The following is a 15,157-nucleotide window of genomic DNA, read 5'->3' on the forward strand; positions in this document are numbered from 1 at the left end:
GTGATGGTGCTGACCAGGACGATGGAGCAATAGACGCGCTGTATCTCGTACGCCGACGCTATCAGCTGTTGAGGGTTTCAACAGGGCCGGCGACTGCTAGACGCGCTCGATTAGCGTGGCGATGCCCTGGCCGAAGCCGATGCACATCGCCGCGAGGCCGAGGTCGCCGTTCGTCCGGTCGAGTTCGTGGACGAGCTTGGTGAGCAGCGCGCTCCCGGTCGCGCCGAGCGGGTGGCCGTGAGCGATGGCGCCGCCGTTGACGTTCGTCCGCTTCCAGGGAGCGCCGGTCTCTTCGAGCCACGCGAGGACGACCGACGCGAACGCCTCGTTCACCTCGAACAGGTCGACGTCGTCGACGCTGTACGCGCTGTCCGCGAAGAGTTGCTTCGTCGCCGGAATCGGTCCCGTCAACATCGTTATCGGGTCGACGCCGACGACCTCGGTTTCGAGGATGCGCGCCTTGGGCTCCCAGCCGTGCTCGGCGGCGGCGTCCTCGCTGGCGACGATGGTGGCGCTCGCGCCGTCGACGATGCCGGAGGAGTTGCCGGCGTGGTGGATGCCCTCGCCCTCCGGGCGGAACGCGAGCGGGAGGTCGCCGAGCGCGTCCACGTCCGTGTCGGGGCGTGGGTGGCCGTCGCGCTCGACGGTGACGGGGTCGCCGTCGAGCGTCGTCTCGACGGGCGTTATCTGGGAGTCGTAGTGGCCGGCCTCCCAGGCGTCGCCCCAGCGCCGCTGGGAGTCGACCGCGAGCCGGTCGGCGTCCTCGCGGGTGAAGCCGTACTCCTCGGCGATGCGCTCGGCACCCTCGCCCTGGGTCGTCGCCTCGTCGTAGTGCTCGAAGTAGGTGTCCGTGAGTGCCTCCCGGCCGACGACGCCCTCCTCGGCCTCGCCGTCGCTGCCGATCGGGACGCGGGTCATGTGCTCGACGCCGCCCGCGACGACGACGTCCTGCTGGCCCGCCTGGACCGTCGCGGCGGCCCAGTTGACGGCCTGCTGGCCGGAGCCACACATCCGGTTCAACTGCACGCCGGGCACCGTCTCGTCCCAGCCGGCGACCATCGGCGCGATGCGGCCGATGTTGAGTCCCTGCTCGCCGACGGGCGTGACGCACCCGTAGACCACGTCGTCGACGGCCGTCGGGTCGAAGCCGACGCGCCGCTCGAGCGCCGAAAGCGGCGCTGCCGCGAGGTCCTGCGGGTGCGTGTCCCGGAACGCCCCACCGCGCTTGCCGAACGGCGTCCGGACGCCGTCGACGATGACTGCGTCGTCCATACCGGTCGTCCGTGCCACGGTACCGTAAAACCCCGATACTGGCGCTGGTGCGAGTCGGAGCATCGCTGCTCCCGGCCGCTACCACTCCGGCGTCCGGGAGTCGACGGCCGCGGCGACGCGGGGGAACGCCAGCGCGGCGGCGAGCGAGACGACCACCGCGACGGCGGCCGTGACGACCGGCGACCGCAGCACGAGGTCGCCGGCCGCGCCGGCGTAGGCGGCCGCGAGGATGGTCGCGTCGTAGTAGAGGAGGCGGACGACGACCAGCGACGGCGACGTCGGCGGCCACGCGACGCCGAACCGGCCACCGCGGAACGCGCCGACGGCGACCGAGAGGGTCGCCCACGAGAACAGCGCGGCGTACTTCAGCGGCGCGTTCGGTTCCGCCACCAGCAGCCAGAGGAAGGCCGGGAGGCCGAGGAACGTCACCTCACCGAGTGCGAAGAAGACGTCCTGCAGGAACAGTTCCGTCCCCTCCTTCTCGTCGCGCCGACGAAGCTGGCGTTCCTCCGTCGCGTGGTCGGTGCCGCGCTCTGTCACGGCCCGACCCTCGACGTCGCCGCACATAACGGTTGGTGGGTCGGGACACCCGCTCCGGGACTCTGAAGCATACGTGAAACCACCCTTCTGCGGGCGTCGGTGACAGACAACCACCCTTCTGCGGGCGTCGATGACAGACAACCACCCTTCTGCGGGCGTCGATGACAGACGAAGCCGGACGCCAGCGGACGGCCCAGGCATCGCTCACCAGGAGCGTGTTCCGACCTCCGCGGGACGTGGCACGACGGCCGGGACGACCGGCGACGACGGCACCCGCCCGTGTCCGGTACGTCCAATTCTCCGAACAGGCTGTTTTTTGCTGGCGGCGTCCCAAGCGAATTCGCATGTCAGACGACTGGCCGGGTCGGGAGCCGCCGGCGGACCGCGAGTCGCCCGTCGGCGCGCCCGTCATCCGCGGCGACGAGGACGTCACCGGCGAGCGCGCGGCGACGGCGAAGGCGTTCGACCCGGAGGACCCCGACAGCGTCGCGGAGGCGGTGGAGACGGTCAGGGCGTTCGCCACCGCCAGCGCCGGCGACGAGGACAACGTCGTCATGCTGCGCGGGGCCGCGGCCTGCGCCGCGCTCGTCCGGGCGGAACAGTCGTACAAGGGCGCGGCCGAGCGCGCCGGCGACGGCGTCGGCGTCTCGTTCATCCGCAAGTGGGCGCGGGTGCACGACCTGCCGCGGTCGATCCGCCGCCACGTCGCGCAGGGGCACCTCGCGCCGTCGGCGGCCAAGCACGTCGCCCGCGTCGGTGGCGACGCCCGCTACCAGCTCGCGTGGGCGACGCTCGACGGCGACCTGACCGTCCGCGAGGTGCGCAACCTCGCCAGCGCGGTCAACAACGGGACGTCGGTCGAGCGGGCGCTGACGGAGCACGGCGTCACGCCGGGCGAGGTGACGCTGTCGCTGCCGCCCGCGGCGTACCGCGAACTCCGTCGCGAGGCCGCGCTCACCGACGAGGACCCCGGCACGGTCGTCGCCCGCGCACTGGGGGAGTACCTCGACTAGTTCGTCCGCGACCCGCCCAGGAACTCCCGCGCCGTCTCGGCGAGCACAGCGGCCGCCGTCAGCACGTCCGGCCAGTGGACCGTCTCGTTCGGGAAGTGCGCCTGCTCGATGGTCCCTGGCCCGAACAGCGCCGTGGGGATGCCGGCGGCGACGTAGTGCCGCGAGTCCGCGCCGTAGGTCGCTCCCCGGGGTGCGGTGTCGAGGTCGTGGCCCGCCATCGCTGCCTGGAGCGCGTCGACGACCGGTTCGTCGGCCGCCGTCTCGGCCGGCTCGAACTGGATGGAGAACCGCTCGAACTCGGGCGGATGCTCGCGTAGCCAGTCGTCGTCCGCGACGACGTCGGCCAGTCGCTGTTCGTACGCTCGTTCGACCTCCGCGACCGTCTCGCCCGGCGCGACGCCGATGCGGACCTCCGCCTCGAGGGTCGCCGGCACGCTCGACGCCCACGTGCCGGCCTCGACGGTTCCGACGGTCACGGGCCACGGGACGGGGAACTCCTCGTACAGCGGGTGGGTGACCGTCTCGCTCCGCTCGGCTTCGAGGTCGCGGAACGCCGTCCGGACGCGCTCGAATCGCGGCAGGACGCTCTCGCCGCGCCAGCGCGTCGCAGCGTGGGCGGAGCGGCCGGTGAGCCGCAACCGCTTCATGACCGACCCCTCCGTCGCGAGCACCGGCGTCAGGTCGGTCGGTTCGGCGACGACGGCGGCGTCGCGCTCGAAGGGGTAGGGGTTCGAGAGCGCTGCCGCGGCCGCGCCGACGCCGCCCTCCTCCTCTCCGGCGACGCTCTCGACGACGAGGCGGCCGTCGATGTTCAGGTCGTCGGCACGCTCGGCGAGGTGTCGCGCCGCGAACACGCAGGCCGCGAGCCCACACTTCATGTCGGCCGCACCGCGGGCGGTCAGGTCGTCGCCGTCCCACGTCGGGTCGAACGGGTCGGTGTCCCACGACTCGCGGGCCGCGGGCACCACGTCGACGTGGCCGTTCAGCACCAGCGTCGGTCCGTCGTCCGGGTCGCCGAACTCCAGGACGCCGCCGACGGACGGCCGGTCGGCCAGGTCGGGGCCGTCCGCGCCCGCCTCGGCGTTGTCCGGGTCGTCGGGGAACGAGGGGTGGTCGGCGAGCGTCTCGGCGTCCGCCGTCCACTCGTACGTCTCGAAGCCCATCTCGTCGAGGCGGTCGGTCAGCCACGCCTGGGCGGGCGCCTCCGCGCCGCCGGTCGTGTCGAACGCCAGCAGTCGCTCGGTGAACGAACGCAGGTCCTCGTTCCACCCGTCGGTGAACGTCATGCGAGGAGGGTCACGCGCCGGGGCTAAAACGTGCGGGCATCGCGACTCTGCGACGGTCGCTGAGCAGCGACCGTCGCTGTCGGCAGTGAGTGCAATCGCCTGCCAACCGGCGTCGCGCGCCGGTCCGTTCCGACCGCCGAAACTCGCGACCGTTGACACGAGAATCCGCGGACGGCGGCGCGAGACGGCGTCGTTCCATCCAGTGCCGTGTCACCGAGTCTCAATAGTTTTATGCCGCTGGCCTGTTTCGATTCGTAACGATGATGTCCCAGACACAGCGCGAGGAGATAGACGACCTCCCTCCGAGCGCGAAACTCGTCTTCAAGGTCCTCGAATACAAGGGCTCTCTCACGCAGAAGGAGATCGTCGACGAGTCGATGCTGTCGGCACGGACGGTCCGCTACGCGCTCGAACGGCTCGAAGACATCGGCGTGGTCGAGGAGAACATCTACTTCGCCGACGCCCGGCAGAACCTCTACGACATCACGGTCCAGACCGACGCCGAGGCCGAGTGCTGCGCCGACGCCTGAACTGCAATCCGGTCTTTCTCCCGGTCGCTACTCGGTCACGACCGTTATCTGTCGCTCCATGTCGATGGCGCGCTCGAGTTCCTCGGCGATGGCGCTGCCGCGCGACACCTGGATGTCGCCGCCGCGGCCGACCGTCGCGGTGAACAGGTACTCGCCGTCGGCCTGCACCTCGACCGTCTCGCCGGCGTGCCCGTCGATGGGGATGACGACGTGGCGGGCGGTTATCTCCGGCGTCACGACCTCGCCGTGGGGCTGGGCGACGCCGCCACCCCCACCGCCGCCGGAGTCCACCGTCGACGGCTTCTCGTCGTGGGTCCGGACGTCGATGTCGATGCCGAGCCGGTTCTCGATGTCCTCGATGCGGCCGCCGCCCTTGCCGATGACGTAGGAGATGTCGCTCTCCTCGACGTAGACGACCGCCTTGTTCTGGCCCTGGAGGTCGACGTCGACGCGCCCGCGGGCGACCGACTGTATCTCGCGCTCGATCTCCTGGCGGGCGAGGCGGTCGACGCCGCCCTCGTCGCTCTCGCCCTCGGTGAGCGGGACGGTGACGACCTGGCGGTTGAAGGTGTAGATCTCGTACTCCGGACGGCCCGTCTCGAAGTCCTGAATCGTGATGACCGGGCGCGCGAGGTCCTCCTCCATCAGCCCCTCGGGCACCTTCACCTGCGTCGCCACGTCGTAGACCTTCTCGATCTGACCGGCCTCGATGTAGACGACGGTGTCGACGATCTGGGGAATCATCCCGAGTTCGACGCGACCGACGAGCCGCTGGAGGGCGTCGATGGCGCGGGTGGCGTGGACGACGCCGACCATGCCGACGCCCGCCAGCCGCATGTCAGCGAACACCTCGAAGTCGTCGGTCTTGCGCACCTCGTCGTAGATGGTGTAGTCCGGCCGCACCATCAGCAGCGAGTCGGCCGTCTTCTCCATCTCCCCGCCGAGTTCGGTGTACTGGGTGACCTCGGGGCCGACCTGCAGGTCGCGGGGCTTCTCCATCGTCTTCACCGCGAAGTCGTGGCCGGCGAGGAACTCCGCGACCGCCTGCGCGAACGTCGACTTCCCGGCACCGGGCGACCCGGAGATGAGGACGCCGCGCTGGCGCTCCAGCAGGCGGTCTTTGAGCTCGTCCGCGAACTCGTAGTCCTCCATGTCGGTCTTCACGATGGGCCGCACGGCGGTGATCTCCCACGCGTCGGCGAACGGCGGCTCCGCGATGGCGATGCGGTAGTCGCGGAACTGGACGATGGTCATCCCCGGCTCGTCGAGTTCGATGAACCCCTCGCTGCTCTGTTTCGCGTTCTGGACGATCTCCTGGCCGTACTCCTCGAGTTCGTCCTCCGTCAGGGGTTCGTCGCCGATCTCCTGGTAGTGCATGTCGCCGACCTCGCCCCGCTTGGCCATCGGCTTGCTCTCCGCCCGGAGGTGGACGCTCATCGTCGTCTCGTCGAAGTACTCCTCGATGGACAGCGAGCTCACGTCGCGCGTCTTCGGCGCGATGTACTCCACGTCGAGCCCCTTCGCCTTCGCCACCTCGCTCTGGACGAGGTCGCTGGTGACGAAGACGGCGTCGCGCTCGTCGGCGATCTCGCGGATGACCGCGTCGATCTCGCCGCGGTGGGCCCACCCGCGCTCCTCCGGCCCGGGTCGCCGGCCGACGTACTCGACCGTTATCTCGCCGTCGTCCGCGAGGTCCGCGAGCCGCTGGAGCTCCGAGAGGCCGCTCCATCCGCTCTCGGCCCCGTCGTTGGCCTGCGATTCGAGTTCGCTGACGACGGCCTCGGGCACGAGAATCGTCGCCCCCGTGAACTCACCGTCGTCGACCTTCCCGGAGATACGGCCGTCGACGACGGCGCTCGTATCCGGCACTACGTTCATGTCCGGTCTTTGGTCCGGTGCACTCATAAGGGTTTCAGCGTTCGAACCGGTGTGTGCCGTTCACACGCGCACTGCTGGCCGGGAGCAGGAGCCTGCCATACGACCGGTGGACGCCGGGGGCTGGTCTCCGCCGTCGTCCGTTCAGACCGTCGCCTATTCGGTAAGCTAAAGAGGCCGAGTGGACAAATCCGGACGAGGGCCCTTAGCTCAGTCTGGTTAGAGCGCTCGGCTCATAACCGAGTGGTCGATGGTTCGAATCCGTCAGGGCCCATGACGCCCGCAAGCGACTGCGAGCGGTGCGGAATGGATTCCTGGCGGTTCGAACGAGACGACGGCGAGCGTGGCGAGCCGTCGGCGTGGTTCGAATCCGTCGGGGCTCATCCGGAGTCCGCGCCCTCATCGAGCGGACTCTATCTCGTCGAACAGCTCCCTCACTCGCTGCTCGATATCGTCCCGGATATCGGCGACTTCGGTCGGTGACCTCCCGTCCGGATCGTCGAGATCCCAGTCCCGGTTCTCGCCCGCCCAGCCCGCCGGACAGACGTCGTCGGCCGAACAGCCCATCGTTATGACGTACTCGCTCTCCTGGATCTCCTCGAACGTGACCTCTCGAGGCGTCCGATCTGCGACGTCGATACCGACCGCGTCCATCGCCTGGACGACCTCGTCGTGGACGTGGTCGGCAGGGCGCGTGCCGCCGGTGACGAGGTCGACGTCGTCGAGGTCGCGGTCCTTCAGCTCCTGCTGGGCGAACGCGTAGGCCATCTGTGAGCGGCCGGCGTTCTGGACGCAGACGAATGCGATACGGGTCGGGTCGGCGGAAGCGGTGTCCTGGGTCATGGAAGTCCCTCGTCAGTCATCTTCGGTGGTCGGTCCGGACGGCGACGTTTCGAGACGGCCGGTCGTTGCGTCGCTCCAGTCGAACGTCCGCTGGAAGTACAGCGCGACGTTGACCAGCGCGAGCAGGACGGGCACCTCGATCAGGGGGCCGACGACGGTGGTGAAGGCGACGCCAGAGCCGACGCCGAACACCGCGACAGCGACGGCGATCGCGAGCTCGAAGTTGTTCGAGGCGGCGGTGAACCCGATGGCCGTCGTCGTCGAGTAGTCCGCGCCGATGCCCTTGCCCATGCCGAAGCTCACGAGGAACATCACGACGAAGTAGATCGTCAGCGGCACGGCGATGAGGAGCACGTCACCGGGCGACGCGACGATGTTCTCGCCCTGCGTTGCGAACATCACGATGACGGTGAACAGCAGCGCGACCAGCGTCAGCGGGTCGATCTTCGGGACGAGCACCTCGTCGTACCACTCCTCGCCCTTCGTTCGCGTGCCGACGTAGCGGGTGAGGAACCCGCCGGCGAAGGGGATGCCGAGGAAGACCACGATGGCCTCGAACACCTGCATCGGCGTCACGTTGAACGTCTCGATGCCGGCGACGAGCGTCTCCATCCCGAGCAGCGGCGGGAGGACGAGCCCGAAGAACCAGACGTACACGCCGTAGGTGACGATCTGGAAGAGGCTGTTGAACGCCACCAGTCCGGTGACGTACTCGGTCGAGCCCTCGGCGAGTTCGTTCCAGACGAGCACCATCGCGATACACCGGGCCATCCCGATGAACACGAGCCCGAGGAAGTACTCCGGACGCGCCGGCAGGCCGGGGACGAGGCCGCTGAAGAAGACGACGGCGAGTCCGAACATCAGCGTCGGGCCGATGAGCCAGTTCTGGACGAGACTCAGCCCCAGCACGCGCCAGTTGCTGAAGACGGCGCGAAGCTGGGAGTAGTTCGCCTTCGCCAGCGGCGGGTACATCATCAGGATCAGTCCGATCTCGACGAGGTGGAAGTCCTGGATCGGCTGTGTCACCGACGGCGCGACGAAGCCGAGGCCGACGCCGATGGCCATCGCGCCGAAGATCCAGACGGTGAGGTACTTGTCGAGGAAGTCCATCGACCGGGGGTCGCCACAGCTCTCACAGTCGCAGTTCGGCCCGTGTTCGTGTGCGTCCGCGTTACTCATCGGTGACCACTCCGTCCAGGAGCGTCAGGATGGCGACGGCACCGTTCGAAGCGCGATACTTCCGCCACCGGCCGTCCTTTCGACGCGTGACCAGCCCGGCGTCGGTCAGGGTCGAGAGCGCGTGGCTGATGGCGCTCTCGCTGGCGTCGACCATCGCGTTCAGTTCGCAGACGCAGAGTTCGCCGTCGGCGGCGACGAGGAGCCGAAGCAGCTTGTAGCGCGTCTCGTTCGCGAGCGCGGTCAGCGTCTCGAGGTCGGCCTCGATGTGGCCCGGCGAGAGCACCGCTTCGAGCGCGTCGAGCTCGTCGAGTCGCTGGTCGACGTCCTCGGGACGACAGTCCTCGAGTTCGTCGTCGAGATACCGTTGGAGACGTTGCGTCGCTGTTGACATCACTCTCATTTGAGCAAGGGCTCAATTAACTCTTTGCAATCGTCCGGTGGTGGGGTTCAGTGGCGTTTGATAGGCGAAAATCGCTTGCAAATAGTTTTAGCTCTACACAAGTGTCGTGCTCGCGGGTAGGGTGTCGTTCCAGGTCGACCCCGAACGGACCCACCGCCCGACGCCGCTGCTCTCGGACGGCGACCCGCTCGTCCTGCTCCACGGACTTGGGACGGACCACTCGATGTGGCGGCCCCCAGACGAACCGTACTCGCGGGCAGGCCATCGATTGCTGGTTCCGGGCGCCCGCGGGGGCAACACGTAACACGATGGCCGCCGTACCTGCCGTGGCCATGACCGGGAGGGCAGTTCAGGCGGGCACGCTTCGCCGGCTCCGCCAGCAGCTGGGTCCGTGGATAAACCGGGCCGTGGAGGCGGTCGGTGAGCCGACCACGCGCGTCTACCCCGCCGGATACGTTGGCACCGTCCCGCTCTCGTTCGACGACCTCGCGGCCGAACTCGACGACAGCCCGTTCACCTGGGACCCGCTGAGCATGTATCACTACACGAAGGAGGGCAACGACACCGACGGTAGCTGGGCGTACCGCTCCTCGTTGCTCGGCGACCGTCAGCTCCACGTGGTGCTGTTCGCGACTGGGTCGGAGTCGACCGAGGTCTACGCCCACGACGAGTTCAACTGGCTACGCCACCCCGTCGAGCACGCCCGTGAGGTCGACATCCGGAGACACGAGGGCAGCGCGGAGATGCGCCGCTGGCTCGACGACCGTGGCATCGAGTACGAGCGCGATTCGCGCCCGCTGCGGGCGGTCAAGCACACCGCAAGGCAGATTCGCGACCGCATCGTTGCCGTCGCTACCGAGTCGGATGCGTCGCGCGGACTGCCGCGCCAGCTTCGTTGACCCGCCCCCAACCGGTGCGACGTCGCCGTTCGGACGCCGGCTCTGCCCGGGGTCGTGAGTTCCGTCGAATTCAGGCGTGTTCTTCGCCAGTCTGGAGTCGGTGGACGCCGACGACGACGGCGGCGGTGACGACGAACGCGCCGACCGACTGCGCCCAGGTGTGTGCGTTCAGGAAGACGCGGTTGGGCACCATCACGACGGGGAGGAGGAGCGTCGGCCAGAACCGCCGGTCGAGCAGCGTGAGATACAGCGTCGGCATCAGCGCGATGGTGACGTGGCCGGAGACGTTCCAGAACGGCGAGAGGAGTGCGTAGGGGACCGTTACCGCCGCGAGCGCCTGCATCGCGTCGGGGACGAGACGCCCCCAGCGGTAGTGCCGCCAGAGCACCCAGTTCACGACCGCGGCGAGGAACACCCCGCCGGCGACCAGCGCGTCCACTTCCCAGGCGTTGCCCTTCGTGGCGGCGACGACGCTCACGTCCCGCGTGAGAAAGTAGACGACCGTCGGCAGGAGCGCGAACGCGCCGGCGACGAGGAAACCTCCGATCCGGTGCCAGAACGCCGACGAGTCGACCGCCTGGCGACCCCACTCGTAGCGGATGAGCACCAGTATCCCGACGCCGAGCACCGTGATGGGGTGCACGACGTAGGGATACCACTGCATCGCTTGCGAGAACACCCCCATGGAGTCCCCCTAGGACATCGCCGCGGATAACGGCCACGTCCAACTCCGCCGACAGTCGTCCCGACCGACGACGCTACCCGTCACGGTCGCTCTCCCTCGTCCGGCCGTTCGGCTTTCGGCGCTGCGCGCCCAACTCCGCCCGCCATGAGCTCCGCGTTCGAATCCGAGTTCGAGGACGCGCTCGCGGCGGTCCCGGACGAGCAGTTCGACCGGTCGCGGTTCGTCCCCTCGACCGGGCCGCTCGACGCCGACGTGATGCTGGTCGGCGAGGCCCCCGGCGCACAGGAGGTCGAGGCGGGCGAACCGTTCGTCGGCAGTGCGGGCGGGCTACTCGACAGTTCGCTGGCGTCCATCGGCGTCGACCGCGACGACCTCTACATCACCAACCTCGTGAAGGTGCGGCCGCCGGAGAACCGCAGTCCGCGGCGGGCGGAGATCGACGCGTGGTGGCCGGTGCTGGCGGCCGAGATCGAGCGGGTGGCCCCCGAAGTCGTCGTTCCACTCGGCAGCTTCGCGACGGGCGAACTGCTGTCCGGCGACGAGAAGCTATCGGACGTCCACGGCCAGACGTTCGAGCGCGACGGCTACGACGTCGTCCCGACGTATCACCCGGCGGCGACCTTCTACGACGATAGCAAGGAGGGAGAGATAGAGCGCGACCTGGCGGCCGCGTTCGAGCGCGCGTGATGCCCGTCGGACGTCCACCCCAGCAGGCCGCTGGACGTCTACGCCGACAGGTGCGCTTTCGGGGTCGGCGTCTCCCGGAGCGCGGCTCACGAACGTATCAACACCGATTCCTTATCGAACTTACAGAAAATCCAATCATTCTTCGCTATCACTTTAGCAATGCCATAAATAAGCCCCTCTCGTCGGAACGGTGGCGTATGTCGATCTTGAAGCGGTACTCCCTGGACAACCTGGTCCGGGTCCTGCGGGACCCGAGCCTCCTCCGCGGCGAGATGCGCCGACTGCGCGACGACGCGCTCGAACTGAACGCCTGGTGTTACCGGCAACTCAACCGCGCGGAGCGCGTGGACGTGATGGCCGAGGACTGGGATAACCTGGTCGTCCTCGACGCCTGCCGGTACGACATGTACGCCGAGCAGGCCGACCTCGGCGACACCCTGGAACGGAAGCTGTCGCCGGGGAGCGAGAGCTGGGAGTTCATGCAGGAGAGCTTCGTCGGTCGGCAGTTCCACGACACCGTCTACGTCACCGCCAACCCGCACGCCTACAAGCTCCCCGACGACACCTTCCACGCCGTCGTCAACCTGCTCGACGACCACTGGGACGACGACCACCGCACCGTCATGCCGGAGACGATGGTCGAGCAGACGCTCGCCGCCCACGAGCAGTATCCCGACAAGCGCATCGTCACCCACTTCATGCAGCCCCATTTCCCCTTCGTCGGCGAGACGGGCCGGGAGATGGGCCACGCCGGCATCGAGATGCAACTCGACGCCGACGAGCGGGGCGACGACCCCCACCCCTGGAACGCGCTGTTCCACGGCGAGGTGACGGACGCCGGGACCATCCTGGCGGCCTACCGCGAGAACCTCGACGTGGTGTTGCCGCACGTCGAGGAACTGGTCGAGAAGCTGTCGGGCAAGTCGGTGATAACGGCCGACCACGGGAACCTGATCGGCGAGCGAACCTACCCGATTCCGCTGCGTACGTACGGCCACCCCGGCGGATTGCACAAGCGCGCGCTAATCGAGGTGCCGTGGGCGGAGATGGAGAATGGCGAGCGCCGCGACGTGACCGCCGACCCGCCCACCGCGCGCGAGGAACTGACCGACGAGGTCATCGAGGACCGGCTGACGAACCTCGGATACACGGCGTGAACCGCGTTCGATAGGACGTACCGCGACTAGGACATCGACGCGAGCCGCGCGATGTAGACGAGGCTGAGGACGTGGTCGTTGCCGTCGAGTTCGTCGGGCTCCTCCTCCTCGAAGCGGTCTATCTCGGCGAAGCCGTGCATGTACTCGCGCAGCGCCTCGCGGGCGTCCGCGCTCAGCCACTCGACGTCCTCGTAGTACGACAGCGCGTTGCCGGTGTTCTCGAAGCCGGCCTTCTCGACGAGGAAGTCGAGCCACTCGAAGACGACCACCTCGGCCCCGTGCCGGGTAGGCAGGGTCTCGAGGTACGGCTTCTCCGGGAGGTCGCCGGTCGCCATGATCTGCGTCTGGAGCCGCATCAGCTCCTCGCGCTGTCCGAGCCGGAACACGTCTTCACCGGACTCCTCGGGGACGTCCAGCGGCGGGTCGTCTTCGTCAGCCATCCTGCGCAGTTCACGCAGGTCGTAGTCGCCGGGGTCGACGGTCATTCTGATGTTTCGAATACAAGCTACTCGACCTATTTAATTCTTGGTACCATCCGAGTCGGATACTGCCCGTCGACACGCCGAAAATTATCAGCTCATCGTTCCTTCTTCTGAACTGAAACGGCGGCGCTCGTCGGCAGCGGTGGCGTTTGGCGGGAAAGCGACGTCCAATCGGGCTCGCCCCGTTGCCCCGTCGCCCCGCGCCGCTCCGGCGCTGTCGAACGCTCCGACGGCCGCTAGGCGACGTCAACACTTGCCACAGGGTTTGCTCCCCAAAAGGTAACCATTATACTGCGCGGGGACTCGCCCTAGCATATGCAACGACGTGCAGCGGGAATATACGTCGCGGTCTTTCTCGTCATCGCTGCCGGGGCGTACACGTACATCGGCGTCGCCGAAGAGCCGACGATCGAGGTGAACGACCCCGATTACACGCTCCAGGAGACGGGACAGAAGTTCACCGTCGACGACCGCCAGTACAACGTCACGTCCGTCGGTGACGGGAGCGCGACCGTCGCGTGGACGAACGAATCGGCGCGGTTCACCGCGGCGCTGGAGAACAACACGACCATCCAGCGCCAGAACACGACCTTCCGGGTCCTCGTCGGTAACGCGTCCGACCCCAGTCAGGCGACGCTCCGCGAGGTGCAGAACCTGAGCGAGAACACGCCGACCGTCACCCAGGACGGCCAGACGTACGTCGTCGTCGGCGGCAACCAGACCGCGAACCGGACCCTGGTGCCGGTCGACGAGTACAAACAGCAGCAGTTCGGCGAGCCCGAGACCCGGACCATCAGCGAGGGCAACCAGTTCCAGTACGAGGGCAACGCCACGACCATCGGCAACATCACGGCCGAGGAGGTCCCGCTCCAGTGGACTGGCGAGCAGACCACCAGCGTCTCCTTCGACGACGGCGCGACCGGACAGCTCGGCCCGAACGACAAGGAGTTCATCGCACACGCCGCGAACGGGAACCTCCTGCTGTCGGCCGACATCGAGGGCTACAACGCCCAGCAACAGGAGATCGCGCACTTCAACGAGCGCATCGCCGGCCTGTGGGGCGTCGCCATCCTCAGCGCGCTCGCGGCCATCCTGCTGATCATGCTCGCGCTCATGCCCGTCAAGGACTGAGACCGTCGCTGCCCGTCGAGAATCGAAGAATCGCCGGAACTTTCTCTATTTCTGCGTGCGAACGAGCCACGCGAGGCCAGCGCCGACGCCGACCGCCGAGAGCGCGCCGACGATCTGTCCGAGCATCAGCACGGCGCCCCCGGACTTGTGCGCCCACGGCATCCCGACGAGCGTGGCGATACCGACGAGCACGAGGAAGACTCCGGCAGCGGTGCCGACCGATTCGATCGGGTCCGAAACCAGGCTGTTCATGTCAGTGCTCTGTGCGCGGACGACATATAACCTCTACTGAACAGTTCCGGAATCTCACCGTCGAGTGGCGGTCGGAGAGGGTTCACCACGAGCACTGCGTTGACTGGCCGCGTCGCTCCTCACGTGCGTTCGTCGCAGAAGCGGGCCGGGAGGGATTTGAACCACGCCCGGACGTGCTCGCTCCGCTGCGCGCGTCCGGTCTACTTCAAATCCAACGAACCGCGTCGCTCCTCACGTGCGTTCGTCGCAGAAGCGGATCGGGAGGGATTTGAACCACGTCAAGACGGTCCTGCTCGGTCGCTCGCGCTCCCTGCGCGGGCGTGCGACTCGCCTCGTTCAAATCCTCCGTGGCGTTTTCACTGCTCACTTCGTTCGCAGGAAAACGGGCCGGGAGGGATTTGAACCCCCGACCGTCTGGTGTCTTCCACAACCATCCGACAATGTCGCGCGGGTGGCTGTGTTAAAAGCCAGACGCTCTGCCTAACTGAGCTACCGGCCCTCACCCAAAAGTGAGAGCGGCGACGGTTAAACGTTTACCATTCCCTGACGGGACCGTCAGGACGCGGTACCGTCAAACGAACTCCTTTTGAGGCCGGGAATCAGAGTTGCCTCCATGGCGACCGAACAAGCGTCCGAGCAACGGGCGTCCCATCTGCGGAGCATCACCGTCACCGCGATAGCATCGCTGGCGGGGATCGCCGCCGGCGTTGCCTCCGGCGTCGTCGTCGGGACGGCGTCGGCAGCCGCCAACGACCAGATGGGGCTGGCGATCATGCTCGGCTTCGTCGTGGTCCAGCTGCCGCTGTACCAGGCGCTCGGCTACGAACTCGACGGCGCGAAGGACTACCTGTACGTGGCGTTCATGACCTTCTCCCTCTGGTTCATCACCTGGGGCATCCTCCTCATCAACCACGTCCAGCTCTAAT

18 protein-coding genes and 2 tRNA genes are annotated in these 15,157 nt (G+C 67.8%); 9 read left to right on the forward strand and 11 right to left on the reverse strand.

The features are described from left to right. Positions 1-96 precede the first annotated feature (96 nt). Positions 97-1,272 carry a thiolase family protein gene (locus NKT36_RS09980; protein WP_327050900.1) on the reverse strand — a complete coding sequence of 392 codons (1,176 nt, stop codon included), beginning with the start codon at positions 1,270-1,272 and terminating at the stop codon, positions 97-99. Positions 1,273-1,350: 78 nt separating this feature from the next. Next, entirely contained in the window at positions 1,351-1,812 is a 462-nt protein-coding gene (locus tag NKT36_RS09985) for a hypothetical protein (RefSeq protein WP_327050901.1), read from the reverse strand. A 344-nt stretch (positions 1,813-2,156) separates the two neighbouring features. Here NKT36_RS09985 and NKT36_RS09990 point away from each other — a divergent pair, with 344 nt between their 5' ends. Continuing rightward, complete coding sequence (locus NKT36_RS09990; RefSeq protein ID WP_327050902.1) at positions 2,157-2,825, forward strand: DUF7119 family protein; 669 nt, start codon at positions 2,157-2,159, stop codon at positions 2,823-2,825. Here the strand turns inward: NKT36_RS09990 and NKT36_RS09995 are convergent. Further along, positions 2,822-4,111: a M20/M25/M40 family metallo-hydrolase gene (locus tag NKT36_RS09995; RefSeq protein ID WP_327050903.1), complete on the reverse strand. Its 1,290-nt coding sequence runs from the start codon at positions 4,109-4,111 to the stop codon at positions 2,822-2,824. The genes NKT36_RS09990 and NKT36_RS09995 overlap by 4 nt on opposite strands. 263 nt (positions 4,112-4,374) lie before the next feature. Between NKT36_RS09995 and NKT36_RS10000 the strand changes: the two genes are divergently transcribed. Continuing rightward, entirely contained in the window at positions 4,375-4,641 is a 267-nt protein-coding gene (locus tag NKT36_RS10000) for a helix-turn-helix domain-containing protein (protein ID WP_327053383.1), read from the forward strand. Between the two features lie 27 nt (positions 4,642-4,668). Here the strand turns inward: NKT36_RS10000 and NKT36_RS10005 are convergent, their stop codons facing one another. Next, entirely contained in the window at positions 4,669-6,519 is a 1,851-nt protein-coding gene (locus NKT36_RS10005; protein WP_327050904.1) for a PINc/VapC family ATPase, read from the reverse strand. A 196-nt stretch (positions 6,520-6,715) separates the two neighbouring features. On the opposite strand from NKT36_RS10005, the gene NKT36_RS10010 reads away from it, so the two are divergent. After that, positions 6,716-6,790: transfer RNA gene (locus tag NKT36_RS10010), tRNA-Ile, on the forward strand. A gap of 125 nt (positions 6,791-6,915) precedes the next feature. Here the strand turns inward: NKT36_RS10010 and NKT36_RS10015 are convergent. From NKT36_RS10015 to NKT36_RS10025, 3 genes are read right to left on the reverse strand one after another with little or no spacing between them, the layout of a single operon-like run. Beyond that, complete coding sequence (locus NKT36_RS10015; RefSeq protein WP_327050905.1) at positions 6,916-7,359, reverse strand: arsenate-mycothiol transferase ArsC; 444 nt, start codon at positions 7,357-7,359, stop codon at positions 6,916-6,918. A gap of 12 nt (positions 7,360-7,371) precedes the next feature. Further along, the gene (gene arsB / locus NKT36_RS10020; RefSeq protein ID WP_327050906.1) at positions 7,372-8,538 is read right to left on the reverse strand and encodes an ACR3 family arsenite efflux transporter; all 1,167 of its coding nucleotides are present in this window, start codon (positions 8,536-8,538) and stop codon (positions 7,372-7,374) included. Then, positions 8,531-8,929, reverse strand: a complete 399-nt coding sequence (locus tag NKT36_RS10025; RefSeq protein ID WP_327050907.1) for an ArsR/SmtB family transcription factor — start codon at positions 8,927-8,929, stop codon at positions 8,531-8,533. The genes arsB and NKT36_RS10025 overlap by 8 nt, the downstream gene beginning before the upstream one ends. Positions 8,930-9,059: 130 nt before the next feature. On the opposite strand from NKT36_RS10025, the gene NKT36_RS10030 reads away from it, so the two are divergent. Next, positions 9,060-9,242: an alpha/beta fold hydrolase gene (locus NKT36_RS10030; protein WP_327050908.1), complete on the forward strand. Its 183-nt coding sequence runs from the start codon at positions 9,060-9,062 to the stop codon at positions 9,240-9,242. Between the two features lie 28 nt (positions 9,243-9,270). Continuing rightward, a complete protein-coding gene (locus NKT36_RS10035) occupies positions 9,271-9,837 on the forward strand; it encodes a hypothetical protein (RefSeq protein ID WP_327050909.1) in 567 nt (188 codons plus the stop codon). 70 nt (positions 9,838-9,907) lie between these two features. On the opposite strand, the gene NKT36_RS10040 is transcribed toward NKT36_RS10035, so the two are convergent. After that, positions 9,908-10,522, reverse strand: a complete 615-nt coding sequence (locus tag NKT36_RS10040) for a phosphoesterase (RefSeq protein ID WP_327050910.1) — start codon at positions 10,520-10,522, stop codon at positions 9,908-9,910. A 144-nt stretch (positions 10,523-10,666) separates the two neighbouring features. Between NKT36_RS10040 and NKT36_RS10045 the strand changes: the two genes are divergently transcribed. Both NKT36_RS10045 and NKT36_RS10050 read left to right on the forward strand, forming a co-directional pair. Beyond that, positions 10,667-11,209 carry a uracil-DNA glycosylase gene (locus tag NKT36_RS10045; RefSeq protein WP_327050911.1) on the forward strand — a complete coding sequence of 181 codons (543 nt, stop codon included), beginning with the start codon at positions 10,667-10,669 and terminating at the stop codon, positions 11,207-11,209. A 197-nt stretch (positions 11,210-11,406) separates the two neighbouring features. After that, a complete protein-coding gene (locus NKT36_RS10050; protein WP_327050912.1) occupies positions 11,407-12,366 on the forward strand; it encodes a hypothetical protein in 960 nt (319 codons plus the stop codon). Between the two features lie 26 nt (positions 12,367-12,392). On the opposite strand, the gene NKT36_RS10055 is transcribed toward NKT36_RS10050, so the two are convergent. Then, complete coding sequence (locus NKT36_RS10055; protein ID WP_327050913.1) at positions 12,393-12,806, reverse strand: FlaD/FlaE family flagellar protein; 414 nt, start codon at positions 12,804-12,806, stop codon at positions 12,393-12,395. Positions 12,807-13,163: 357 nt separating this feature from the next. Here NKT36_RS10055 and NKT36_RS10060 point away from each other — a divergent pair, with 357 nt between their 5' ends. Next, positions 13,164-13,979, forward strand: coding sequence for a hypothetical protein (locus tag NKT36_RS10060; RefSeq protein ID WP_327050914.1), 816 nt, complete (start codon positions 13,164-13,166; stop codon positions 13,977-13,979). A gap of 45 nt (positions 13,980-14,024) precedes the next feature. Here NKT36_RS10060 and NKT36_RS10065 read toward each other — a convergent pair whose 3' ends face one another. After that, a complete protein-coding gene (locus NKT36_RS10065) occupies positions 14,025-14,231 on the reverse strand; it encodes a hypothetical protein (protein WP_327050915.1) in 207 nt (68 codons plus the stop codon). A 383-nt stretch (positions 14,232-14,614) separates the two neighbouring features. Further along, positions 14,615-14,730, reverse strand: a tRNA-Lys gene (locus NKT36_RS10070). A gap of 114 nt (positions 14,731-14,844) precedes the next feature. Here NKT36_RS10070 and NKT36_RS10075 point away from each other — a divergent pair. After that, on the forward strand, positions 14,845-15,156 hold the full coding sequence (locus tag NKT36_RS10075) for an EMC6-like membrane protein (protein WP_327050916.1): 312 nt from the start codon (positions 14,845-14,847) through the stop codon (positions 15,154-15,156). Position 15,157 lies beyond the last annotated feature (1 nt).

Origin of the sequence: Halomicrococcus gelatinilyticus, from assembly GCA_024227995.1 — an archaeon.
GTDB lineage: Archaea > Halobacteriota > Halobacteria > Halobacteriales > Haladaptataceae > Halomicrococcus > Halomicrococcus gelatinilyticus.

Excerpts from the sequence above, each read along its gene's own strand:
- NKT36_RS09980 (WP_327050900.1), bottom strand. The coding sequence starts at position 1,272 with ATGGACGACGCAGTCATCGTCGACGGCGTCCGGACGCCGTTCGGCAAG.
- NKT36_RS09990 (WP_327050902.1), top strand. The coding sequence starts at position 2,157 with ATGTCAGACGACTGGCCGGGTCGGGAGCCGCCGGCGGACCGCGAGTCG.
- NKT36_RS09995 (WP_327050903.1), bottom strand. The coding sequence starts at position 4,111 with ATGACGTTCACCGACGGGTGGAACGAGGACCTGCGTTCGTTCACCGAG.
- NKT36_RS10000 (WP_327053383.1), top strand. The coding sequence starts at position 4,375 with ATGTCCCAGACACAGCGCGAGGAGATAGACGACCTCCCTCCGAGCGCG.
- NKT36_RS10005 (WP_327050904.1), bottom strand. The coding sequence starts at position 6,519 with ATGAACGTAGTGCCGGATACGAGCGCCGTCGTCGACGGCCGTATCTCC.
- NKT36_RS10015 (WP_327050905.1), bottom strand. The coding sequence starts at position 7,359 with ATGACCCAGGACACCGCTTCCGCCGACCCGACCCGTATCGCATTCGTC.
- arsB (WP_327050906.1), bottom strand. The coding sequence starts at position 8,538 with ATGAGTAACGCGGACGCACACGAACACGGGCCGAACTGCGACTGTGAG.
- NKT36_RS10025 (WP_327050907.1), bottom strand. The coding sequence starts at position 8,929 with ATGTCAACAGCGACGCAACGTCTCCAACGGTATCTCGACGACGAACTC.
- NKT36_RS10035 (WP_327050909.1), top strand. The coding sequence starts at position 9,271 with ATGACCGGGAGGGCAGTTCAGGCGGGCACGCTTCGCCGGCTCCGCCAG.
- NKT36_RS10040 (WP_327050910.1), bottom strand. The coding sequence starts at position 10,522 with ATGGGGGTGTTCTCGCAAGCGATGCAGTGGTATCCCTACGTCGTGCAC.
- NKT36_RS10045 (WP_327050911.1), top strand. The coding sequence starts at position 10,667 with ATGAGCTCCGCGTTCGAATCCGAGTTCGAGGACGCGCTCGCGGCGGTC.
- NKT36_RS10050 (WP_327050912.1), top strand. The coding sequence starts at position 11,407 with ATGTCGATCTTGAAGCGGTACTCCCTGGACAACCTGGTCCGGGTCCTG.
- NKT36_RS10055 (WP_327050913.1), bottom strand. The coding sequence starts at position 12,806 with ATGGCTGACGAAGACGACCCGCCGCTGGACGTCCCCGAGGAGTCCGGT.
- NKT36_RS10060 (WP_327050914.1), top strand. The coding sequence starts at position 13,164 with ATGCAACGACGTGCAGCGGGAATATACGTCGCGGTCTTTCTCGTCATC.
- NKT36_RS10065 (WP_327050915.1), bottom strand. The coding sequence starts at position 14,231 with ATGAACAGCCTGGTTTCGGACCCGATCGAATCGGTCGGCACCGCTGCC.
- NKT36_RS10075 (WP_327050916.1), top strand. The coding sequence starts at position 14,845 with ATGGCGACCGAACAAGCGTCCGAGCAACGGGCGTCCCATCTGCGGAGC.